At 39.0% G+C, this 19,049-nt stretch carries 19 protein-coding genes and 1 other RNA gene; 8 read left to right on the forward strand and 12 right to left on the reverse strand.

Going from position 1 to position 19,049, the window contains the following annotated elements; translation table 11 throughout:
* Position 1 precedes the first annotated feature (1 nt).
* The 6 genes from ABFU83_RS05845 to ABFU83_RS05870 all read right to left on the reverse strand — a co-directional run bounded on the left by ABFU83_RS05845 (position 2) and on the right by ABFU83_RS05870 (position 4,283).
* Positions 2 to 352: a hypothetical protein gene (locus ABFU83_RS05845; RefSeq protein WP_347069564.1), complete on the reverse strand. Its 351-nt coding sequence runs from the start codon at positions 350 to 352 to the stop codon at positions 2 to 4.
* A 141-nt stretch (positions 353 to 493) separates the two neighbouring features.
* Entirely contained in the window at positions 494 to 1,030 is a 537-nt protein-coding gene (locus ABFU83_RS05850) for a hypothetical protein (protein WP_347069565.1), read from the reverse strand.
* A 187-nt stretch (positions 1,031 to 1,217) separates the two neighbouring features.
* Complete coding sequence (locus ABFU83_RS05855) at positions 1,218 to 1,988, reverse strand: hypothetical protein (RefSeq protein WP_347069566.1); 771 nt, start codon at positions 1,986 to 1,988, stop codon at positions 1,218 to 1,220.
* 134 nt (positions 1,989 to 2,122) lie between these two features.
* Positions 2,123 to 2,629 (reverse strand): hypothetical protein, encoded by a 507-nt coding sequence (locus ABFU83_RS05860; protein ID WP_347069567.1) that lies wholly within the window; start codon positions 2,627 to 2,629, stop codon positions 2,123 to 2,125.
* Between the two features lie 107 nt (positions 2,630 to 2,736).
* The gene (locus tag ABFU83_RS05865; protein WP_347069568.1) at positions 2,737 to 3,177 is read right to left on the reverse strand and encodes a hypothetical protein; all 441 of its coding nucleotides are present in this window, start codon (positions 3,175 to 3,177) and stop codon (positions 2,737 to 2,739) included.
* Positions 3,178 to 3,206: 29 nt separating this feature from the next.
* Positions 3,207 to 4,283, reverse strand: coding sequence for a glutaminyl-peptide cyclotransferase (locus ABFU83_RS05870; RefSeq protein ID WP_347069570.1), 1,077 nt, complete (start codon positions 4,281 to 4,283; stop codon positions 3,207 to 3,209).
* A gap of 89 nt (positions 4,284 to 4,372) precedes the next feature.
* On the opposite strand from ABFU83_RS05870, the gene ffs reads away from it, so the two are divergent.
* From ffs to fsa, 3 genes are all read left to right on the forward strand, one after another.
* Positions 4,373 to 4,471: signal recognition particle sRNA small type (gene ffs / locus ABFU83_RS05875), an RNA gene on the forward strand.
* Positions 4,472 to 4,566: 95 nt separating this feature from the next.
* Complete coding sequence (locus ABFU83_RS05880; RefSeq protein ID WP_347069571.1) at positions 4,567 to 5,370, forward strand: SDR family oxidoreductase; 804 nt, start codon at positions 4,567 to 4,569, stop codon at positions 5,368 to 5,370.
* A gap of 46 nt (positions 5,371 to 5,416) precedes the next feature.
* A complete protein-coding gene (gene fsa / locus ABFU83_RS05885; RefSeq protein ID WP_136401624.1) occupies positions 5,417 to 6,073 on the forward strand; it encodes a fructose-6-phosphate aldolase in 657 nt (218 codons plus the stop codon).
* Positions 6,074 to 6,143: 70 nt separating this feature from the next.
* Here the strand turns inward: fsa and ABFU83_RS05890 are convergent, their stop codons facing one another.
* The gene (locus tag ABFU83_RS05890) at positions 6,144 to 7,556 is read right to left on the reverse strand and encodes a thioredoxin-like domain-containing protein (RefSeq protein ID WP_347069572.1); all 1,413 of its coding nucleotides are present in this window, start codon (positions 7,554 to 7,556) and stop codon (positions 6,144 to 6,146) included.
* Between the two features lie 155 nt (positions 7,557 to 7,711).
* Here ABFU83_RS05890 and ABFU83_RS05895 point away from each other — a divergent pair, with 155 nt between their 5' ends.
* From ABFU83_RS05895 to ABFU83_RS05905, 3 genes are all read left to right on the forward strand, one after another.
* Complete coding sequence (locus ABFU83_RS05895) at positions 7,712 to 9,331, forward strand: ATP-binding cassette domain-containing protein (RefSeq protein ID WP_347069573.1); 1,620 nt, start codon at positions 7,712 to 7,714, stop codon at positions 9,329 to 9,331.
* A 192-nt stretch (positions 9,332 to 9,523) separates the two neighbouring features.
* On the forward strand, positions 9,524 to 11,290 hold the full coding sequence (locus tag ABFU83_RS05900; RefSeq protein ID WP_347069574.1) for a hypothetical protein: 1,767 nt from the start codon (positions 9,524 to 9,526) through the stop codon (positions 11,288 to 11,290).
* A gap of 121 nt (positions 11,291 to 11,411) precedes the next feature.
* Positions 11,412 to 14,150 (forward strand): fibronectin type III domain-containing protein, encoded by a 2,739-nt coding sequence (locus tag ABFU83_RS05905; protein WP_347069575.1) that lies wholly within the window; start codon positions 11,412 to 11,414, stop codon positions 14,148 to 14,150.
* An 83-nt stretch (positions 14,151 to 14,233) separates the two neighbouring features.
* Here the strand turns inward: ABFU83_RS05905 and ABFU83_RS05910 are convergent, their stop codons facing one another.
* The 5 genes from ABFU83_RS05910 to ABFU83_RS05930 all read right to left on the reverse strand — a co-directional run bounded on the left by ABFU83_RS05910 (position 14,234) and on the right by ABFU83_RS05930 (position 17,389).
* Complete coding sequence (locus tag ABFU83_RS05910; RefSeq protein ID WP_347069576.1) at positions 14,234 to 14,515, reverse strand: GNAT family N-acetyltransferase; 282 nt, start codon at positions 14,513 to 14,515, stop codon at positions 14,234 to 14,236.
* 8 nt (positions 14,516 to 14,523) lie between these two features.
* Positions 14,524 to 14,916: an OsmC family protein gene (locus tag ABFU83_RS05915; protein WP_347069577.1), complete on the reverse strand. Its 393-nt coding sequence runs from the start codon at positions 14,914 to 14,916 to the stop codon at positions 14,524 to 14,526.
* A 4-nt stretch (positions 14,917 to 14,920) separates the two neighbouring features.
* Complete coding sequence (locus tag ABFU83_RS05920) at positions 14,921 to 15,802, reverse strand: pirin family protein (protein ID WP_347069578.1); 882 nt, start codon at positions 15,800 to 15,802, stop codon at positions 14,921 to 14,923.
* 22 nt (positions 15,803 to 15,824) lie between these two features.
* Entirely contained in the window at positions 15,825 to 16,706 is an 882-nt protein-coding gene (locus ABFU83_RS05925; protein ID WP_347069579.1) for a pirin family protein, read from the reverse strand.
* Positions 16,707 to 16,786: 80 nt separating this feature from the next.
* Positions 16,787 to 17,389: a Crp/Fnr family transcriptional regulator gene (locus tag ABFU83_RS05930; protein WP_347069580.1), complete on the reverse strand. Its 603-nt coding sequence runs from the start codon at positions 17,387 to 17,389 to the stop codon at positions 16,787 to 16,789.
* A gap of 165 nt (positions 17,390 to 17,554) precedes the next feature.
* Between ABFU83_RS05930 and pyrR the strand changes: the two genes are divergently transcribed.
* The gene (pyrR, locus tag ABFU83_RS05935; protein ID WP_347069581.1) at positions 17,555 to 18,106 is read left to right on the forward strand and encodes a bifunctional pyr operon transcriptional regulator/uracil phosphoribosyltransferase PyrR; all 552 of its coding nucleotides are present in this window, start codon (positions 17,555 to 17,557) and stop codon (positions 18,104 to 18,106) included.
* Between the two features lie 14 nt (positions 18,107 to 18,120).
* On the forward strand, positions 18,121 to 19,047 hold the full coding sequence (locus ABFU83_RS05940) for an aspartate carbamoyltransferase catalytic subunit (protein WP_136401610.1): 927 nt from the start codon (positions 18,121 to 18,123) through the stop codon (positions 19,045 to 19,047).
* Positions 19,048 to 19,049 lie beyond the last annotated feature (2 nt).

A 19,049-nucleotide genomic window follows, 5' to 3' on the forward strand; every position in this document is an offset into this window, starting at 1 on the left:
TTTAAATTAGGGGCGTTCCAATACTTTTTCCGAAGAACCGTTCTCGGGCCATATCGTACGTAAGCTTTTCCTTTTTGATGATCCAGGCGATTTCAAATAAACCGGTTAGGTTGGACATTGCTAAGAATCGGGTAGGTTCTTCCATTGAACAAAAAAATTCCGCTCGTTCCGAAACAGCGTAGCCTTTACCATGATCGGTTAAAGTAGTTATAACAATAGTCTTGGCATCATCACCCGACATTCCGAACTCAGTATCCCATTTCCATCGTAGGTTGTCAGTTCCACCAACCAAAATAACATTCTTGCCAATATCGATCCAATTGACTACAAGGTGTGTAAGTGATTCACTCATTTGTTTTATAGTTATTAAAAGTGGTTTTCTATAGTTTAATTTAATCGTAATCGGCTATTGGGCTATCTTCATGCTTTATATTTCGCCGTTGCAATATCACTTTTGTAATTCGAAATTTTATGTCATAAATCGGCATTGATTCTAATAGTCCAAATTGCGTAACGTTTTTTGGGGCTTAAAATATTTTAATCCTAAAAAGCCTTTGTGAATACAAAGATTTATAGAATCTCCGACTTTATGTTTTTCATTATAACTTTCTCCAAAGCTTACTCGTTCCTCTCCATTTTTTCCATTAATAAAGATATAATGCGCCGGATTTTTGGATCCGCTTTTGCCAAGGTCTATTATTTTATACGTTTTGCAATTCGTTTCATTGATTTTGTATTCATTGACAAGTCGTATCAAACCAAATGAAATCAATATAAAAACAAAAACTAATTGATGTAGCATTTTAATCCCTTTTGCATTTTTATAGGTTCTTATTTTTGGCTCAAAGAAACACATCAAATTGTAAATTAGTAATGCCAAAACAATTCCGAAGATTAGGCAGGTAATAGTAAACAATAGCCAATTGGTATAATTTTCAATGTTTTTTAATCCGATTGCAAAAAAAAATAATGAGATAATTCCAAATATCGAGAGTATAAAACTGAATTTATCTAATTGTTTTTTAGTCATCATTTGTTTTTTAGTTCGCATTGGATAAAATGGTACCTAAGACCAAAGCTGTTGATAGTATGAAAATAGGAGCTAAAAAGCGACCTTATTCATTATGTGTAACCTAGATTGTGCAGATTTATAATCCTGATCTCGCGGATTTGTAATCCGTGAGATCAAGGTATACACTGTGATCAATTGTTTTTATTTATTTGATCAATCTTTTCTGTAGAAAGGATCCGATTTCGTTATAGTCCCAGTTATCAATGGAAGCCGAATAATCGGTTCCGGCGTAAACAGCGATGGTGTTGTCTTTTTGACCCAAGACGGTTTGACTCCAAAAATCAAAATAGTCCAAATAAAATACATGGATACTATCCGGTTGGTGTTTTACTTTATTGCCTTCGGCGAATAACTGAGCAGCCGGTGGAATGATGGTTCGTATTCCCGAATCGGCAAACTCAATAGCAGCTTCACCATAGAATACAAATTCTTTTACCATGTTTGGATCTGACATACGATTGTTAAAAGCAGGTTCATCAAAATCCAATCCGATCATAGCATGAAACTCATCTCTGACTTCGTCTTCGTATGCTTCATTTTTGATCATATCGGCATAGCTCAACGCTTCCGGATCGACATCAAATTGATCCCAATCAACGATTTCATCTTTATCGTATTCTTCCCAAACTTTACTTGGGTTGATGTATCGGAATTCAAATCCGTCAAAACACTCGTAAAAGGAGGCCAATTCCGGATCGATTTCCTTGTTAAACAATTGCTTGTATTGTGTGGCCAGCATTTGTGCGTTTTCTGCCGATCCTTTTGGAATATACAAATGGGTAATGAATAGATTCGGGTTCTGGTGGATGCTTTTAATTTTGTCGTAAACACGTTGACCTAAGTTTTCGAATGTACTGCCTTTTGTTCCTTTACACTCTTTTAGGTATTCGATTTGGTTTAATAAATCAGAGTTCATATTTTAATGGTTAAATGGTTGTAGTGCTTTTGAATTTTATATCGCAACAAAAAGTGAAAGATAAAAATAGTGGTAATGCAAGAACGCAATTAAAACGGCTTTTCCATTTTGGATGTAAGATAGCCGTTTTTTGTTTATCGGAGTTGGTACTGTTTTCGAATAAGTTCGATTATCGGAACAAACAGTTCTATGGCGTCTGTTGCCGCTCTCCAGGTATAATCTACATTTTTATGGGGCAAACGGAACCCAAATTTCCAGTCGGAACCGTCTAAAATGATTCCATTTTCATTCCGTATACTTTCGGGTAATGCGATTGATTCCAATTTGGATAATTGCTCTTTTAATAGTATCGTATCGGCTTCGGGAAGGATTTTTTCGCCCGTTACGATTCTAAGCCGATCCAGATTGTAAATCCCGCTGGGCCATTGGGAATAGTTGTATTCGGTGTCCCATAGTCGGAATGCCGAACGGATGGTTCCGTTTGGATTTTCAACGATAATTATTTTATACGGAAATCCGCCAATTGATGGAAACTGGGCGAAATAGGCCAGGATTTTTTCTCCGTCTTTTAAATCAAAGCTTTCGACTTCAATTTCAGCCGCGCGCATTACGGCCATAGCATCATTTGTAAGTCGTTCCATTTTGGTATATTCCTTTTTTGTCCTTTATCCGGACAGATTTTTAGGTGAAAATTTCAGTTGATCCTTAGATAGGAGTAAGGCTATCCGGATAAAGCAAGCCTGTTCGGTTATTCTAAGTCAATTTTAAAATCCTCTTTGAGGAATTCTCTAAAGTCAGCCCATTCCACTTCATTATGATGCCCACACCATGGATGAGCATCATTGAAGTCGAATATTTTAGCAAAATCTTCAGACGATTTATCACAGCATAGTAGGAACTCATGGTGTGATCCCCATTCGCCAATGACCAGAAAAATGGTATCATTTTTGGTGCGTTGATTGGTATTCCGTCGTTCCAAAAATTCATCGTCAAACATTTCTGTCCATGATATGGTGTTGGATAATGCTCTTGAAAGACTATATAAATCGCCAACGTCTAATTTTTGGACATTATCGGTATAGATTCGTGGCACTTCAAGGTTTTGATCAAGGTATTCTGAATCGAAATAAGGAGCGTAAATTTGCTTTAAGCGCTCCGTTACTTCCTTGTTGATTTCCTCGTGGGTCATATTTTGATTTATAGGATAGCTACAAACAGTTAGTTTTCGATTTTAATTTCAAACATTTTATCCCAGTTTTTACCGGTCACAAAAATGGTTTTGGTTTTTGGATTGTAAGCGATTCCGTTTAAAACGTCAAGATCCGGATGTGCCGTTACTTTCGATTTAAGATCGCTAAGATTTACAATAGCTTCTACCGCACCATTTTTCGGATCAATAATCGCAATGGCATCTTTGGTATAGATATTGGCGTAAATTTTACCGTCAATCCATTCCATTTCGTTTACCGCTTTAATTTTAGAACCGGCCGTATACACATTAATATAGTCCACTTCCTTAAAGTCTGCCGGATTTACAAACCAGATTTTTTCGGTGCCGTCCGACATTAAAAGGTTTTTACCGTCGTTCGATAATCCCCATCCTTCCATTTGTTTAAAATAAGGGAAGGTTTTTTCTTTTTTAAAGGTGTCGGCATTATAAACGTAGGCTTCGTTATTCTGATACGTAAGTTGATATACCGTATTGTTTAATACGGTTGTACCTTCTGCAAATACATTTTGAGGTAATTCGACAATCTTATATACTTTTCCGGTTTTATAATCGGTTTTGCGTAAACTGGAAATACCGCGTAATCCGGTTCCGTTTCCGGCACCGTTTCCGGTACTTTCAATTAAAGTGTCACGGTAAAATTCCAATCCCTGTGTATAGGCTTTGATGTCATGCGGGTAGGTGTTTAGGATTTTATAACTTAAAAGCTTGGGTTGTACATCCGATACTACTTCAATACGGCCGGTTACTTCATTGGCATTTCCTTCCGAATAAACCAAGGCTTTAATATTCTGATACCCCAGTTTTTGTTCTTTTAAAGCAAAAGCGAATTTTTCACTTCCTTTAACACGGCCTGCAATTTTGTTGTTGATATAAAAAACAATAGAGTCGACAGGCTTGTTTTCGGCATTTTTTATACCCAATTGCAGGCTTTCATTGGGCTGGTATACCTCTTTTAAGTCGGTTGTATCGAGGCTAAATAAATTTTCTTCATTTTTTTTTCCGTTGTCACACGAAAAGAAAAAAGAGCTTAATAAAATGAATGCGAATGCATTATACTTTTTCATGGTTATTAAAATTGGATACCACAATATACAATTGTATTTTATATCTCGCAATTGCCTTGCAAAAATATAAAAAGATTGTATATTTGCACCGGCAAGTCCTACACGACCAGCTCCTGCAGACTCCTCCAGGGTGGGAACACAGCAAAGGTATGTGGTTGTAGCGGTGCGATGTAGGTCGCTTGCCATTTTTTCTTTGATCTCCTTTTGGGAGATTTTTTTGTTTTAGGACTTTTGTAACGTTTTTCTTCCTTATTTTAGCAACTCAAATTTTGAACCGGATACTATGGGAAAAGTGGTTTTAATTACCGGAGGCTCGTCGGGCATCGGAAAAGCCATAGGCGAATTATTATTTCAAAAAGGATATACCGTTTACGGAACCAGTAGAAACCCCGAAAAGATACAGCAAACGCTTTTTCCGTTACTGGCTATGGATGTGCGCCATGCTGATACCATTCGTATGGCTGTCGATACCATCGTAGCCAAAGAAGGACGATTAGACGTGTTGATCAACAACGCGGGAGTGGGAATTACCGGTCCGTTGGAAGAAATTCCGGGCGATGAAATCCGCAATAATTTTGAAACCAATCTTTTTGGTCCGATCGAAGTGATGAAGGCTGTTTTACCCTCGATGCGCAAGCAGCAATCAGGATTGATCATTAATGTGACGTCTATTGCCGGTTATATGGGATTGCCGTACAGAAGTGTGTATTCGGCCTCAAAAGGCGCATTGGAATTGATCACAGAAGCGCTTCGTATGGAAGTAAAAGCTTTTGGAGTTCATATCACCAATGTAGCACCGGGCGATTTTGCCACCAATATCGCTTCGGGACGTTATCATGCGCCGTTGATTAAAGGATCGGCTTATGAAATTCCGTATGGGAATACGTTAAGTATGATGAATGATCATGTCGATAGCGGTAGCGATCCCGGGCAAATGGCTGCGGCGGTATATGCGATTCTTCAAAATCCAAATCCGAAGATCCATTATAAGGTGGGTGCTTTTATGCAAAAGTTTTCGATCGTTTTAAAACGGGTACTTCCGGATAAAGTATACGAAAAGTTATTAATGAACCATTATAAGTTGTAATTTTGTAATCCGAATTTTAACACAACTATCATTAAATATATTTAAGATGAAATTTTTTATTGACACGGCTAATTTAGAGCAAATTAAAGAAGCGCAAGCTTTGGGAGTATTGGATGGTGTAACAACTAATCCGTCGCTAATGGCCAAAGAGGGAATCACCGGAAAAGACAATATTTTAAAACACTATGTAGACATTTGTAACATTGTAGACGGTGACGTAAGTGCGGAAGTAATTGCTACCGATTACGAAGGAATGGTTCGGGAAGGCGAAGAATTGGCGGAACTACACGAACAGATTGTAGTGAAAATCCCAATGACCAAAGAAGGAATCAAAGCGTGTAAATATTTTTCAGATCGCGGTATTAAAACAAACGTAACTTTGGTATTCTCTGCTGGTCAGGCTTTATTGGCGGCCAAAGCAGGAGCAACATATGTTTCGCCTTTCTTAGGTCGTTTGGACGATGTTTCGACAGATGGTTTAAATCTGATTGACGAAATCCGTTTGATCTATGATAACTATGCGTACGAAACACAAATCCTGGCTGCTTCTGTTCGTCATACGATGCACGTGGTAAATTGTGCGAAGATCGGAGCTGATGTTATGACAGGACCATTGTCGTCAATCTTAGGATTGTTAAAACACCCGCTTACCGATATCGGTTTAGCGCAGTTTTTAGCAGACTACGAGAAAGGAAATAAATAATATTCCTTATACTATAAAAGCAAAAAGGCGGTTTCAGTATTTGAAACCGCCTTTTTTATGTTTAGTTTGTTTATTTAAGGTTCTTTTCAAAATCGGAATCAAAAAGACTGATAAAAGCATTTTTGATCATACCATTTGGCTGGAGTAGGATCGTCCGTTGTATTTTCGTAATCACCCAATGGTCTTTTAAAGCTTCGAAATTTGCCGAATGCAATTCCGTAGTGTTTTCAAAGGCATATTGCGATAGTATTTGTTTCCATTCCTGTTCGGAATCATCCACATTGATCGAAACAAAATGCAGGTTTGGATGTTTCTTTTTTAATTCGTTTACCTTTTTGTGTACGGTTACCATATGGGCTTTGGCATTGGATGTCCAGAAAAACAGTACCGTCTGTTTACCATCGGTTATCGAATTCAGGTCGATTTTTTCGCCTTTTTCGTTGATCAAATCCGCATCAGGCAATTTTTTTCCTTCCGTCAGCATTTGGATGGCATCACCAATTTTCTTGATTTCATTATGCCCACTGTTGTCGGTCGATAATTGTGAATAGCGGTCAAAAAATTTCTTTTTGTTGTGCATATTCTGATCTTCCAACAGGTACATAAAAGCAATATTGTTTAGTACGCTATTTTTAATCTTCTCGTTTTTAAACAAGGTATCGGCAATATTCAGTTTTTTGATGTTGTTTTCAATAGCCGTTTCTTCCAGATTAAAGGTATTATCGGCTTCCGAATAGGCTACATTGTTTAACATGGCAGTCAGATAGCGTACAAAAGGCGAATAATTGGTGAGCTGGGCGTTATTAAAGTCAATTTCCTTACGGAAGTTGTAATAATCTTTAGGTAATTTGGTGCTTACAACTTCACCGGTACGGCGTTCGTGTGCAAACGGATAAATTTCTTTTTTTGCCAAATGGTTAAAGTCTAAACTCGCTTTGGCATACAGATCGAATTTGTCATCCCAGTTAATTTCTGTTTTTTTACGAAGATAAAAGGCTTTTTTACGGGCATAAATGGAATCAATACTTTTTGAGAATTGATCGTAATTTCTGTCAAAAAGATCAAACATATTATTTTTATCCGATTCGTTTTTCAGATACATTTCCATCAGGAAGTTGTTTTTTTGATCGCCACGTCCGCAAAAAACAATCGAATTGTCAAAATCGCCCGTATTAATACGAACCATCAGACTGTCGTTTTTGTCAAAATAGATATATTGGTATTCCGGATCATGACGAAACGTATACATACCCGGCGTTAAAGAATCAAATTTCTTAAAAAAACGGTTTTTTTCGTCTAAGATAAGCGTGTCAAGTACCTTATTATCTTTACATAAAAGGACATAACGACTAAGAGGATTGATTATTTCTCCTCCAAAATAGGCTGTATAATTATCGCTTTCAAACTTCTTGTTACAGGAAGTAAGGGAGCAAATCAGCACTGTAGATAGCGGGAGGAGTACGTTTTTTATATGGGCAAACATTCAAACAATTTTATCTCTAAACAAAAGTATTTCTATATTATAGAACAGGCTGTTAAGGTACAGTTAAAATAAAGCTTTACAGATTCTAAATTAGATAGTTCAAAACTGCACTATTTTTTCTACTTTTGCAACAATTTTATAAAAATCAATTTCAAATGTTAACAGTTTCAAATTTATCCGTTCAGTTTGGTAAACGAATTTTGTTCGACGAAGTAAATGTAACCTTTACGCAAGGTAACTGTTACGGGATCATCGGGGCTAACGGAGCAGGAAAATCAACTTTTTTAAAGATATTGGCAGGAGAGATCGATCCTACATCCGGACGCGTAATACTGGAGCCGGGGAAAAGGATGTCGGTTTTAAACCAGAACCACAATATGTTTGATGAGCATACTGTCCTTGAAACGGTTATGATGGGTAATAAGACGTTATTTGCCGTTAAAAAGGAAATGGACGAATTGTACCTGGATTATAAAGATGAAAACGCCGAAAGAATTGGTGAGCTTCAGGTGCAGTTTGAGGAAATGAACGGATGGAATGCCGATTCAGATGCGGCTGCCATGTTGTCGAATTTAGGTATTTCGGAAGAACACCACTATACGCTAATGGGCGAAATGGACGCCAAATTAAAAGTTCGTGTCCTTTTGGCGCAGGCTTTATTCGGAAGTCCTGACGTTCTGATCATGGATGAGCCTACCAATGACCTGGATTTTGAAACCATCGGATGGTTGGAGCATTTCCTGGCAAATTATGACAATACAGTATTGGTGGTATCGCACGACCGTCACTTTTTGGATGCGGTTTGTACACACGTGTCGGATATTGACTTTGGAAAAATCAATCATTATTCCGGTAACTATACATTCTGGTACGAATCGAGTCAGTTAGCAGCCAAACAAAGAGCACAGCAAAATAAGAAGGCCGAAGAGAAAAAAGCCGAATTAGAAGAGTTTATCCGTCGTTTTAGCGCGAACGTTGCGAAGTCAAAACAGGCAACTTCCCGTAAAAAAATGATCGATAAATTAAATTTGGATGAAATCAAACCGTCAAGTCGTCGTTATCCGGCGATCATTTTCGATCAGGAGCGTGAAGCTGGGGATCAAATCCTAAACGTACAAAATTTAAGCGCATCTATCGAAGGAGAATCCTTGTTTAAGAATGTGGACTTAAATATGGCAAAAGGAGATAAAATCGTGGTTTTCTCAAAAGATTCCCGTGCTACAACAGCTTTTTATGAGATTTTAAACGGAAATATGACACCGGATTCCGGAGTAGTAGAATGGGGGATTACGACTTCTCAATCGTATTTACCGGCCGATAATCACAGTTTCTTTGAAAACGATCTTACGTTGGTGGATTGGTTGCGTCAGTGGGCCAAAACTGAACCGGAAAGAGACGAAGTTTATGTTCGTGGTTTCTTAGGAAAAATGATTTTCTCGGGTGAGGAAGCGTTGAAAACGGGTCGTGTTTTGTCCGGAGGTGAAAAAGTACGTTGTATGCTTTCCCGAATGATGATGTTGCGTGCTAACGTGTTGATGTTGGACGAACCAACAAATCACCTGGATTTGGAATCGATTACGGCTTTTAACAACTCGTTGAAAAACTTTAAAGGTTCGGTGTTGTTTACCACGCATGACCACGAATTTGCGCAAACCGTTGCAAACCGTGTGTTAGAGATCACACCAAATGGAGTAATCGATCGTTATATGACTTTCGATGATTATCTGGATGATCCGAAAATTAAAGAATTAAGACAAAAAATGTATACGGTATAACCGTTAGCAAACCTGACAGGTTTTAAAAACCTGTCAGGTTTAATAATCTTGAAAAATAGAAACAGGCTGCTTTTTAAAGCAGCTTTTTTTATGTCGTTTTTTAACCATTTTTCTGAAATTTGTGTTGAACCGAAAGGGCATGGTTTTTGGGTTGTCAATAAATACTATATTTGAAAAGCAATCAAAATTACTATGAGGTTATTTTTACAAGTCGGACTCGGTTTACTTTTTTCGGTACAGGCTTTTAGTCAGGAAGTTACTATTCCATTTCGCGTTGGAAATGTTTATGGATTATCGGATTACAATGGTAAGCTGGTCAATAAAAATAAATATGATCAAATAAATTATAACCGTAAGATGCCAAAAGGGTATTTTGCCTTTAAAAATAAAGAAGCAAACGGACTGGCATATAATGGTAAAGTCTTGGTTTCCGGCCCGGAATATGACGAATTTGGCGTGGAACCCAATAAGTTTATCATCGCTGTTTTAAAAAAGAATAGCGTTAGTCGTTCGACGAGTACGTTTAAAAATGAAAAAGAATACAACGATTTTAAAAAACGAAGCCGGGAAGGCTATGCTTTATTTAACCTAAAAGGGGAGAATATTTATCCGGCCAATTTTAAAAAAATTCTTCCTGTTGATACCACGGGCGTTAGTGCTGCCAACGCTAAAAGAGCCCGTTACGCTTTAATGGCGACGACTAATTTTGACGATCAGTTTAGCTTGCTTGTGTATGATTGTGATAAGCAAAAAATTTCAGAATGGCTTTTAAAAGATTATGCTAAAATCAAACTGGACAGAGGTTTAACGATTCCCGGTAAATCTATTGCTTTAACCGCTTCAAAAGATAAATCGGATAATCCCGTGCCGATGCAAGTGATCAATATAGATGGAAAATTTCTCCTGCAACAAGCAACTTCCGAATATCGAAAGGGAATTAAAGAACAGTTCGAAAGTGAATATGGAACAACTGAAGTTATAGCAGATCCGGAGAGTGGTAGTGGCCTTGGAAGAGGGACTAATAAACCCAATTATACGACCGAAGCGGTACCACCGCCACCGGCTTATGGTGCTGGAGTAAAAGTGCCCGGCGATGGCGATAGCTTTGAAAGGAGTAAACCGAAAGCGGTTAAGAAATATATAATTCAAACGTTCGAAATAAAAGACGGAAAGCTGTTCCTGAATGAGCAAATCGGAGGGAAAAATGAAGTAAAGCCTGGAACAGAATTTCCAATGCCACCGGTTGCAGAAGGACAAACGTATACTTTTGAAAGTTTTCCTTATGGTACTACCATTCAGGATACGGATGAAAAAAGAGTCACACAGAAAAACATCATTCGTTTTAAAAGTGGTGATCAATACGGAATCGTACTTAGTCCTGAGCGTTTAATTCCGGCCAGTTATGATACCATTAATCCGATACGGTATTCGGTGTCCAGAGAAGAACAGTTGCTGTTTGTTGTCGGAAAAAAAGAAAAAGGCACGGAAAATATAAAATACGGACTTATTGATCAAAATGAAAAAGAGATTATTCCAATGCGTTATGAGGACTTGGATCCTTATGGGTTGGTCCGATCTTATTTTGCTACCAAAAGTGATAGTAACGTGTATAGTAAAAACTGGCGTTTTAAGGAAAACGGAAAATATGGGGTGATAACTCCTTTTGATGGTATTGTATTACCGGCTGTATATGATGCAATAGAATGGAATCCGACTCGTTTTTCGGGACATCAGGACGATTTTGTGAGTCTTAAAAAAGAGGGATTGTATGGTTTTGTATTGGCTGCTGATTTTAAAGAGGCCAATATAATACAACCCATTTTTCCATATAAAGTTGGTTTTTACGATCGAAATTATCAAAAAGAAAAAGGATTATTGCTTTTCGGATTGGTCGATAATGAAGGGAAATTCTTTTGTTATGCCCGTAAAGATGGCTTTTTATATTATAAAGCAAAATAACTACAATAAATTAACATTTTTAACTAAAAAGTAAAAGAATAGCGTGAAAGGGTAACGTTGCTTTAAAGGTAATCGGGAGTCCGAAAGATATTTTTGCAGCGTCTAACGAAACACACTATTTATGAAAAAAATGTACTTGTTACTGCTCCTGGTGGTCAGCCTGACCGCCGGGGCGCAAACGCTGTATCCGTATTTACAGAACGTCACGCCCACCTCGGTTTATGTGACCTGGAAAACCGAAAGTAATACGGAATCGATTGTGGAATATGGAACGGCTGCAAACGATCTGAATGTTACCGTTACCGGAAACACCAACATTTTTACCGATTCCGGCTATCCCGGAAATTATTTCTACCACAATGTTAAGTTGATCAACTTAGCGCCCAACACCAAGTATTATTACAAAATTAAAACCGGTACTTCCGTTTCGGACGTGTATTCGTTTAAAACGCTTCCTAATCCGGGACAAGCTGCTACACCTGACGGCCATATCCGTTTCCTGATTATGGGCGATAATCAGCTAAAAGCCGTACCGCGTTATGATTCACTGGTTTCGGCTGCAAAGCGTAAAGTACGTGAAAAATGGGGTGCTAACCTATCACCGGAAGATAATATCGCGATGACATTTATGGTGGGCGATCAGGTGGATGTGGGAACATTGGATCATTATGAGCATGTTCACTTTAAAAAGAATCGCGGTTTGTCGGGTAATATTCCGATTCAGACTACCGTTGGAAATCACGAAACTTATGGTACTCTGGGAATGCAATCGTATTATGATCATTTCTATATCAGTGAGTTATCTTATAAAGGAATTTCATCCGGAACAGAAAATTATTATGCGCAACAAGCTGGAAACGTATTGTTTATCAGTATGAGTTCGGAGCATACCGGAGCCGCTCAGATGAATTGGTTACAACAGGTTGTTGCTGCTGCAAATACCGATCCTACGGTGGACTGGATTTTTTCGTTAAGTCACCGTCCGTACCAGGCAGAACAATACGTAGGGGATATTTCGACCTGGGTACGCAATACTGCGGTGCCGTTTTTAACCACTTCGTCCAAATATATTATGCATATCGGGGCGCACCATCATTTATACCACCGTGGTCAGTTAAAAAATTCGCCGGCTTATAATATTATATCCGGAGGAACGGCCTGGGATCAGTATTGGGGAATGTCTTCCGAAGAGGATTTTGAAGACGTACAGAAGACCATTTGTAACTGGATTTATCAAATTGTGGATATCGATGTGGTCAATGGTAAAATGAATGTGGAAAGTTATTCGATCGGAAGTGTGGACGGTTGGAAAAACAACCAGCTTATGGACGAATTCCACCGCTATAAAAACAAACCGGCTCCCGAAAAACCGAGTATCGAGAATACGTTTACCGGAAGTGTAACCTTACCTTTAACGTTAAATGGAAGCGCTTATACGACAACTTCGGGTGAGTTATTGAATACCACACAGTTTCAGATTTCAAAAACCGCCGATTTTAATATCATCACAAAAGAAGTGTACCGCGATTTTGAAAATTTATACGGAATGTACCAAACCAAAAGGGATTCTACCGTTGATCGCAATTTAGGGGTTGATATTACTAAAATGACATTAGGTGCCAATTCGATTCCAAACGGACAATATTATCTGAAGCTACGGTACCGTGATCGCAATTTGGAATGGTCACCGTGGAGTGATGTAAAAACATTTACGGTTACCGGTAGTAATGTTGTAAATACCGCTATTGTTACCGATGCGACAACCTATGCACAAAATAGTGTAATTAAAGTGAATTATACCGATGCTCCGGCTAGTACGTCAACATGGATCGGATTATATAAAGACAGTCAGACGCCGGGGTCATCTTCGCCATCGCAAACCTGGCAGTATACCAATGGAAATCCAAATGGAGTTATCACTTTTACGAATGGTTTACCGAATAAAGGACGTTATTATGCGGCTATTTTTTCGAATGGAGGCTATACTGAAATCGCACCACGTCAGTATTTTTATGTCGGACCGGTCCCAACGGTTACGACCGATCAGGAAGAATATGCTGTAGGAATGCCGGTTACCGTTACGTTTGCTAACGGACCGCAATTGGCAAATGACTGGATCGGAATTTATAAAATGGGACATATTCCGGGGCAAGTTACGGCTACAGCTTATCAATATGTGACAACGGCTTCCGGAGCAAAGACCTTTACCAATTTACCAACCGGATATTATTATGCCGAATATTTTTTACAGGATGGTTATAATGCCATTGGAAATAAAGCTTTCTTTAAAGTTGGAAATCTGGTAACCGAATTATGGATTAACAAACCGGTTTACGATTTAGGAGAACAAATTGTAGCTTCCTGGACCGATGCACCAGGGATTGTAAAAGACTGGTTGGGAATTTATCACGAAGGAGAAAATCCAAATATCGATCCGTTGTTGAGTTATACCTACTTTAACGGTCAGGCGGAAGGAACCCTCGCGTTAACCGGAACGGCTTTACCTACAGAAACCGGAAATTACTTTCTGGTAATGTTTACCAACGATTCGTATAACGAAGTGTCCAACCGTGTTTCGTTTGAAGTGGTTGACAGCACTTTAGGCGGTGATAAATTTAAAATTGACAACGGACTAAAAGTGTATCCAAATCCAACGAATAATACAAATCAGACGATTGTACAATCGGATTATCCGATCGATCTGATCGAGGTTTTTAATACCGAAGGAAAATTAATGTATGCGACGAAAAACGTCAATAACAATAAATATTCATTGATCACTCAGGATTTGCCAACCGGTGTTTATATCCTGAAAATTCATTCCCGAAAATTGTTTACAGCCAAGCTTATCGTTAAATAGTGGATTGTTTATTATAAGGGTGATGTAAACAACAAAAACTCCCGCTAAATGCGGGAGTTTTTAATTTTACAGAGGTGTTTTATTTAAAATAACACATCGTGAATGTCCTGATTTTTATCAAAAACGCTTTTGGCAAACGGACATAGCGGCATGATTTTAATATGTTTGTTTCGGGCAAAAGCTACGGCTTCCATCACCATGTTTTTCCCTACATTCTGTCCTTTAAAATCCGGATTTACTTCGGTATGGTCGATGATAATTTTGTCTGCTCCGGCCCAGCTATACGTCATTAATCCGGCTTCTTTTCCGTCGGAAATGGCTTTAAAAAAGCCTTTTTTGTCGTCGTTGGTTTGTTCTATGATCATAATTGTATTTACTGTACGGTTGTTGTAATTTCTATAGGATTGGTCAATGTTTTGTGTATCGGGCAACTGTTGGCAATCACTTTTAAACGTTCTTTCTGAGTTTGGTCCAGATTTCCGGTAAACTCAATTTTGCGTTCCAATCGGGTTACGTTCGCAGCCGCATCACGATCGAAAGTAACGTCGATAGCTATTGATTCGACATCCCAACCTTTGCGATCGGCATACATTCGAAGCGTAATAATGGTACAACTGGCAAGAGCTGCTGCAAATAATTCCTGTGGCGCGAATCCGAGATCCTGTCCACCCATTTCTTCCGGTTCGTCCGAAATAAGATGGTGCTTCCGGGCCATTATTGTCGTGGTATAACGATCTTTTCCAATTTGTGCCGTGATGCTTTCCATAGGCTTAAAATTTAGGTGGTGACGGTAATGGTACAAACTCGGTTTCTCCCGGAACTTTCGGGAATTCCTGTTTTTCCCAACGTTCTTTGGCGGCTTCGATCAGGGCTTTGTCGGAAGCTACAAAATTCCAGAAAATAAAACGTTCTTCAGGAAAGGCTTCACCTCCAAAAATATAAACGGTGGTGTTTTCGCCCATTTCAAATTCGCAAAGCGTACTGTCTTTTGCGATCAGGATTTGTTTCGGATCAAAGGTGTTTCCGTCACTTTTAATGCTGCCTTCGAGTATATATAGGGCGCTTTCGCCATATAAATCGTTTCCGATGCTTACTTTTTGTGCCGATGTACTTTTAATTTCTATAAAATACAACGGACTGTAAACCGGTACGCCTGATTTGCGACCAAAAGCTTCTCCGGCTATCAGTTTAAAAGAAAGTCCGTTTTCTTCCCAATGCGGCAAATCTTCTTTGTCGACATGTACAAATGACGGTTCCATTTGTTCCAGTTCTTTTGGCAAAGCGACCCAAATTTGTAATCCGTGTAGTACTTTATCCGATGTTCGCAAATACTGCGGTGTTCTTTCTGAATGTACAATTCCCTTTCCGGCAGTCATCCAGTTTACAGCACCCGGTTGAATTTCAATTTCCGTACCCAGACTGTCTTTGTGCATAATACTACCTTCAAACAAATAGGTTAAAGTCGATAAGCCAATATGCGGATGCGGCGCCACATCAAGGTTTTGATACTCTTTTAAATACGCCGGACCCATATGGTCGATAAAAGCAAAAGGACCAACCGTTCGTTTTTCGCGAAAGGGTAAGAGGCGCCCTACCATAAAGTTACCAATATTGGCAGCGCGCTCTTCTATGATCAATTGAATATTAGACATGTTTTATGTTGTTTTTTGTTTTTTAGTCTTCAAGATAACCGAAACGACCCATATTAACGTCTTCAAAAGCCTGAATAATTTCCTCGCGGGTGTTCATAACAAACGGCCCATGTGCGGCAATTGGTTCGTTAATCGGGGCTCCGCTTAAAATTAATACAATCGTGTCATTTTCCAAGGCTTCTATCGAAAAATCTTCCCCTTGGTTTTCAAATAGTACAAAATGATCGGTTGGGATTTCTTCTGTCCCGTTTACTTTGATACTACCTTGAATTACTAACAAAGCGGTATTATAGTCCGCTGGAAATGAAAATACGGCTTTTCCGCCTTTGTTCAATTTTGCATTTTGCAGGTGTACCGGTGTAAATGTAGACGCAGCGCCTTTTACATTTTGGTATTCTCCAGCGATGACTTCAACTAATCCGGCATTGTCCGGTAAAATGTATTTTTCAATCTGATCATTGGTGATACCCTGGTATTTCGGTTGGGACATTTTGTCTTTGGCCGGAAGGTTTACCCATAATTGTACCATCTGGAATTCACCGCCGGTTTTGCTAAATTCTTTTTCGTGGTATTCTTTGTGTAATACACCCGAAGCAGCCGTCATCCATTGTACATCGCCTTCACCAATCACACCGCTGTTTCCCGAACTGTCGTGGTGGGCTACTTTTCCTTTATAGGCGATGGTAACCGTTTCAAAGCCACGGTGCGGATGCACGCCAACACCTCTTGGGATTTCGGAAGGGGCAAAGTGGTATTTGGAATTATAGTCCATCATAATAAACGGACTCATACGTTCCATATCCAAATGATAGCCACTTGGAATAAAATTGTGCACACGAAAACCGTCGCCTACAAAATGCGGGGTTCTGGGTGCAACTACGATTTCAATATTTTTTGTTGCCATGATTGTTCCTTTTTAAAAGTTATAGTACAAAATTACTACCGGAACATTTTTCAGGCATTGATGTAGGATAAGAAATGCAATCAATAGGGTTTGAAATTGCGTTTGGCGAGTTCTTTCCGTACACGACTTAAACTTTCGGGCGTAATGCCCAGATACGAAGCGATCATCCATTGCGGAACGCGTAGGGTTACATCCGGATATAGCTTTATAAAGTCAAGATACCGTTGTTCGGCAGTAGCGGCAAGTAACAGGTTAATTCGTTTTTGTAAATGCCGGATATGATTTTGCAGTGCCTTTTCGTTAAAAATACGGAATGCGGTACTCATTTCGGACGCCCGGTGGATAAATGGCTGGTCCAGATAAACAAAAATGGTCGGCTCGACCGCATCGATAAAAAAATCGGACGGTTCATTAAAAAAGATACTACTCCGGTCGCTGATAATCCAGCTTTCGGTGGCAAACTGAATGATGTGTTCTTTTCCGGAATCATCAATAGTATAGGAGCGGAGCAAACCCTGTTCTACAAAAAAAGAATGGTGACAAATTTCGCCCTGTTTGAGTAGTATCGCTCCTTTTTCAATTGTAGCAGTTTTTAGATTTTGGGTCAGCGCTTCGAATTGTTCTTCTGTTATCCCGGCTTTGGATTGCAGGTAGTTTTTTAGATTGGGTAATGCGGCTGTCATATTCAAATATAGTTATATTTTTCCGGGAAACAGACCGATTTTATACTTTTTTAAGGTTCCGTTACAAAGCAGTATCCCTTCTCTTAAAATTTGTTTTTTAGGAAAAGCATTTCGCAGTTTACACAAATTTATTGTACTTTTACCCTCCAAACACAACACTTCATTATGAGTCAAAAAATATTGCTCACTTCGAAAGAAGTCAATATCATTCTGCACCGTTTGGCCTGTCAGTTAATCGAGAAACATCTTGATTTTACAAACACTATTCTTATCGGGATTCAACCCAGAGGGAAGTATTTAGCAGAACGAATCAAACAACTTTTAGAGGATGAATATCAGGTAAAAGACGTAGCACTCGGATTTTTGGATATCACATTTTTCAGAGATGATTTCCGTCGGAATGAAAAACCGCTGGAAGCCAATAAAACCCAGATTGATTTCCTGGTGGAAGACAAAAAAGTGGTTTTTATCGACGACGTTTTATATACGGGACGTAGTATCCGATCGGCTTTAACCGCGATTCAATCGTTTGGGCGACCATCGGAAATTGAGTTACTGGTATTGATCGACCGTCGTTTTAGCCGTCATTTACCAATCCAACCGGATTACCGCGGACGACAGGTGGATGCTATTAACAACGAAAGGGTGATCGTAAACTGGAAACAGAATGAAGGAGCCGATGAAGTCCTTTTAGTGTCTAAAACAACAACTAATTAAGCAACAATACAACAATGAAAGAGTTAAGTGTCAATCATTTACTTGGAATAAAATACATCAATAAAAACGATATCGATCTGATTTTTGAAACGGCAGATCATTTTAAAGAAGTAATTAACCGTCCGATTAAAAAAGTACCTTCGTTACGCGATGTAACTATTGCGAATATTTTCTTCGAAAACAGTACACGAACAAAATTGTCGTTCGAATTGGCGCAGAAACGTTTATCGGCCGATGTAATCAGTTTTTCCGCAGCACAATCGTCTGTAAAAAAAGGGGAGACCTTAATCGATACGGTAAACAATATCCTTTCGATGAAAGTCGATATGGTGGTTATGCGGCACAGTAATCCGGGTGCAGCACATTTTCTGTCGCAAAATGTAAACGCCAGTATTGTAAATGCCGGCGACGGTGCACACGAACATCCGACACAAGCCTTACTGGATAGTTTTTCCATTCGTGAAAAATTAGGTGAAGTAGCCGGAAAGAAAATCGTAATCGTAGGGGATATTTTGCACTCCCGAGTGGCGTTGTCGAATATTTTCGCCCTGCAAATGCAAGGTGCCGAAGTTAAGGTATGCGGACCCAATACGCTAATTCCGAAGTATATTGAAAGTCTTGGTGTAAAAGTTGAACCAAACCTACGCAAAGCATTGGAATGGTGTGATGTAGCAAATATGTTACGCGTTCAGAACGAACGAATGGATGTGAATTATTTCCCGTCTACACGTGAGTATGCACAGCAATATGGTGTCGATAAAGCCTTACTGGATTCCTTAAATAAAGAAATTATAATCATGCACCCGGGACCGATTAATCGCGGTGTTGAAATCACTTCAGATGTAGCCGATTCACAACAATCTGTAATTCTGAATCAAGTCGAAAATGGTGTCGCTATCCGAATGGCGGTTATCTATTTGCTGGCTTCAAAAATTAAATAGCC

It is taken from the genome of Flavobacterium sp. WV_118_3 (assembly GCF_039778605.1).
GTDB lineage: Bacteria > Bacteroidota > Bacteroidia > Flavobacteriales > Flavobacteriaceae > Flavobacterium.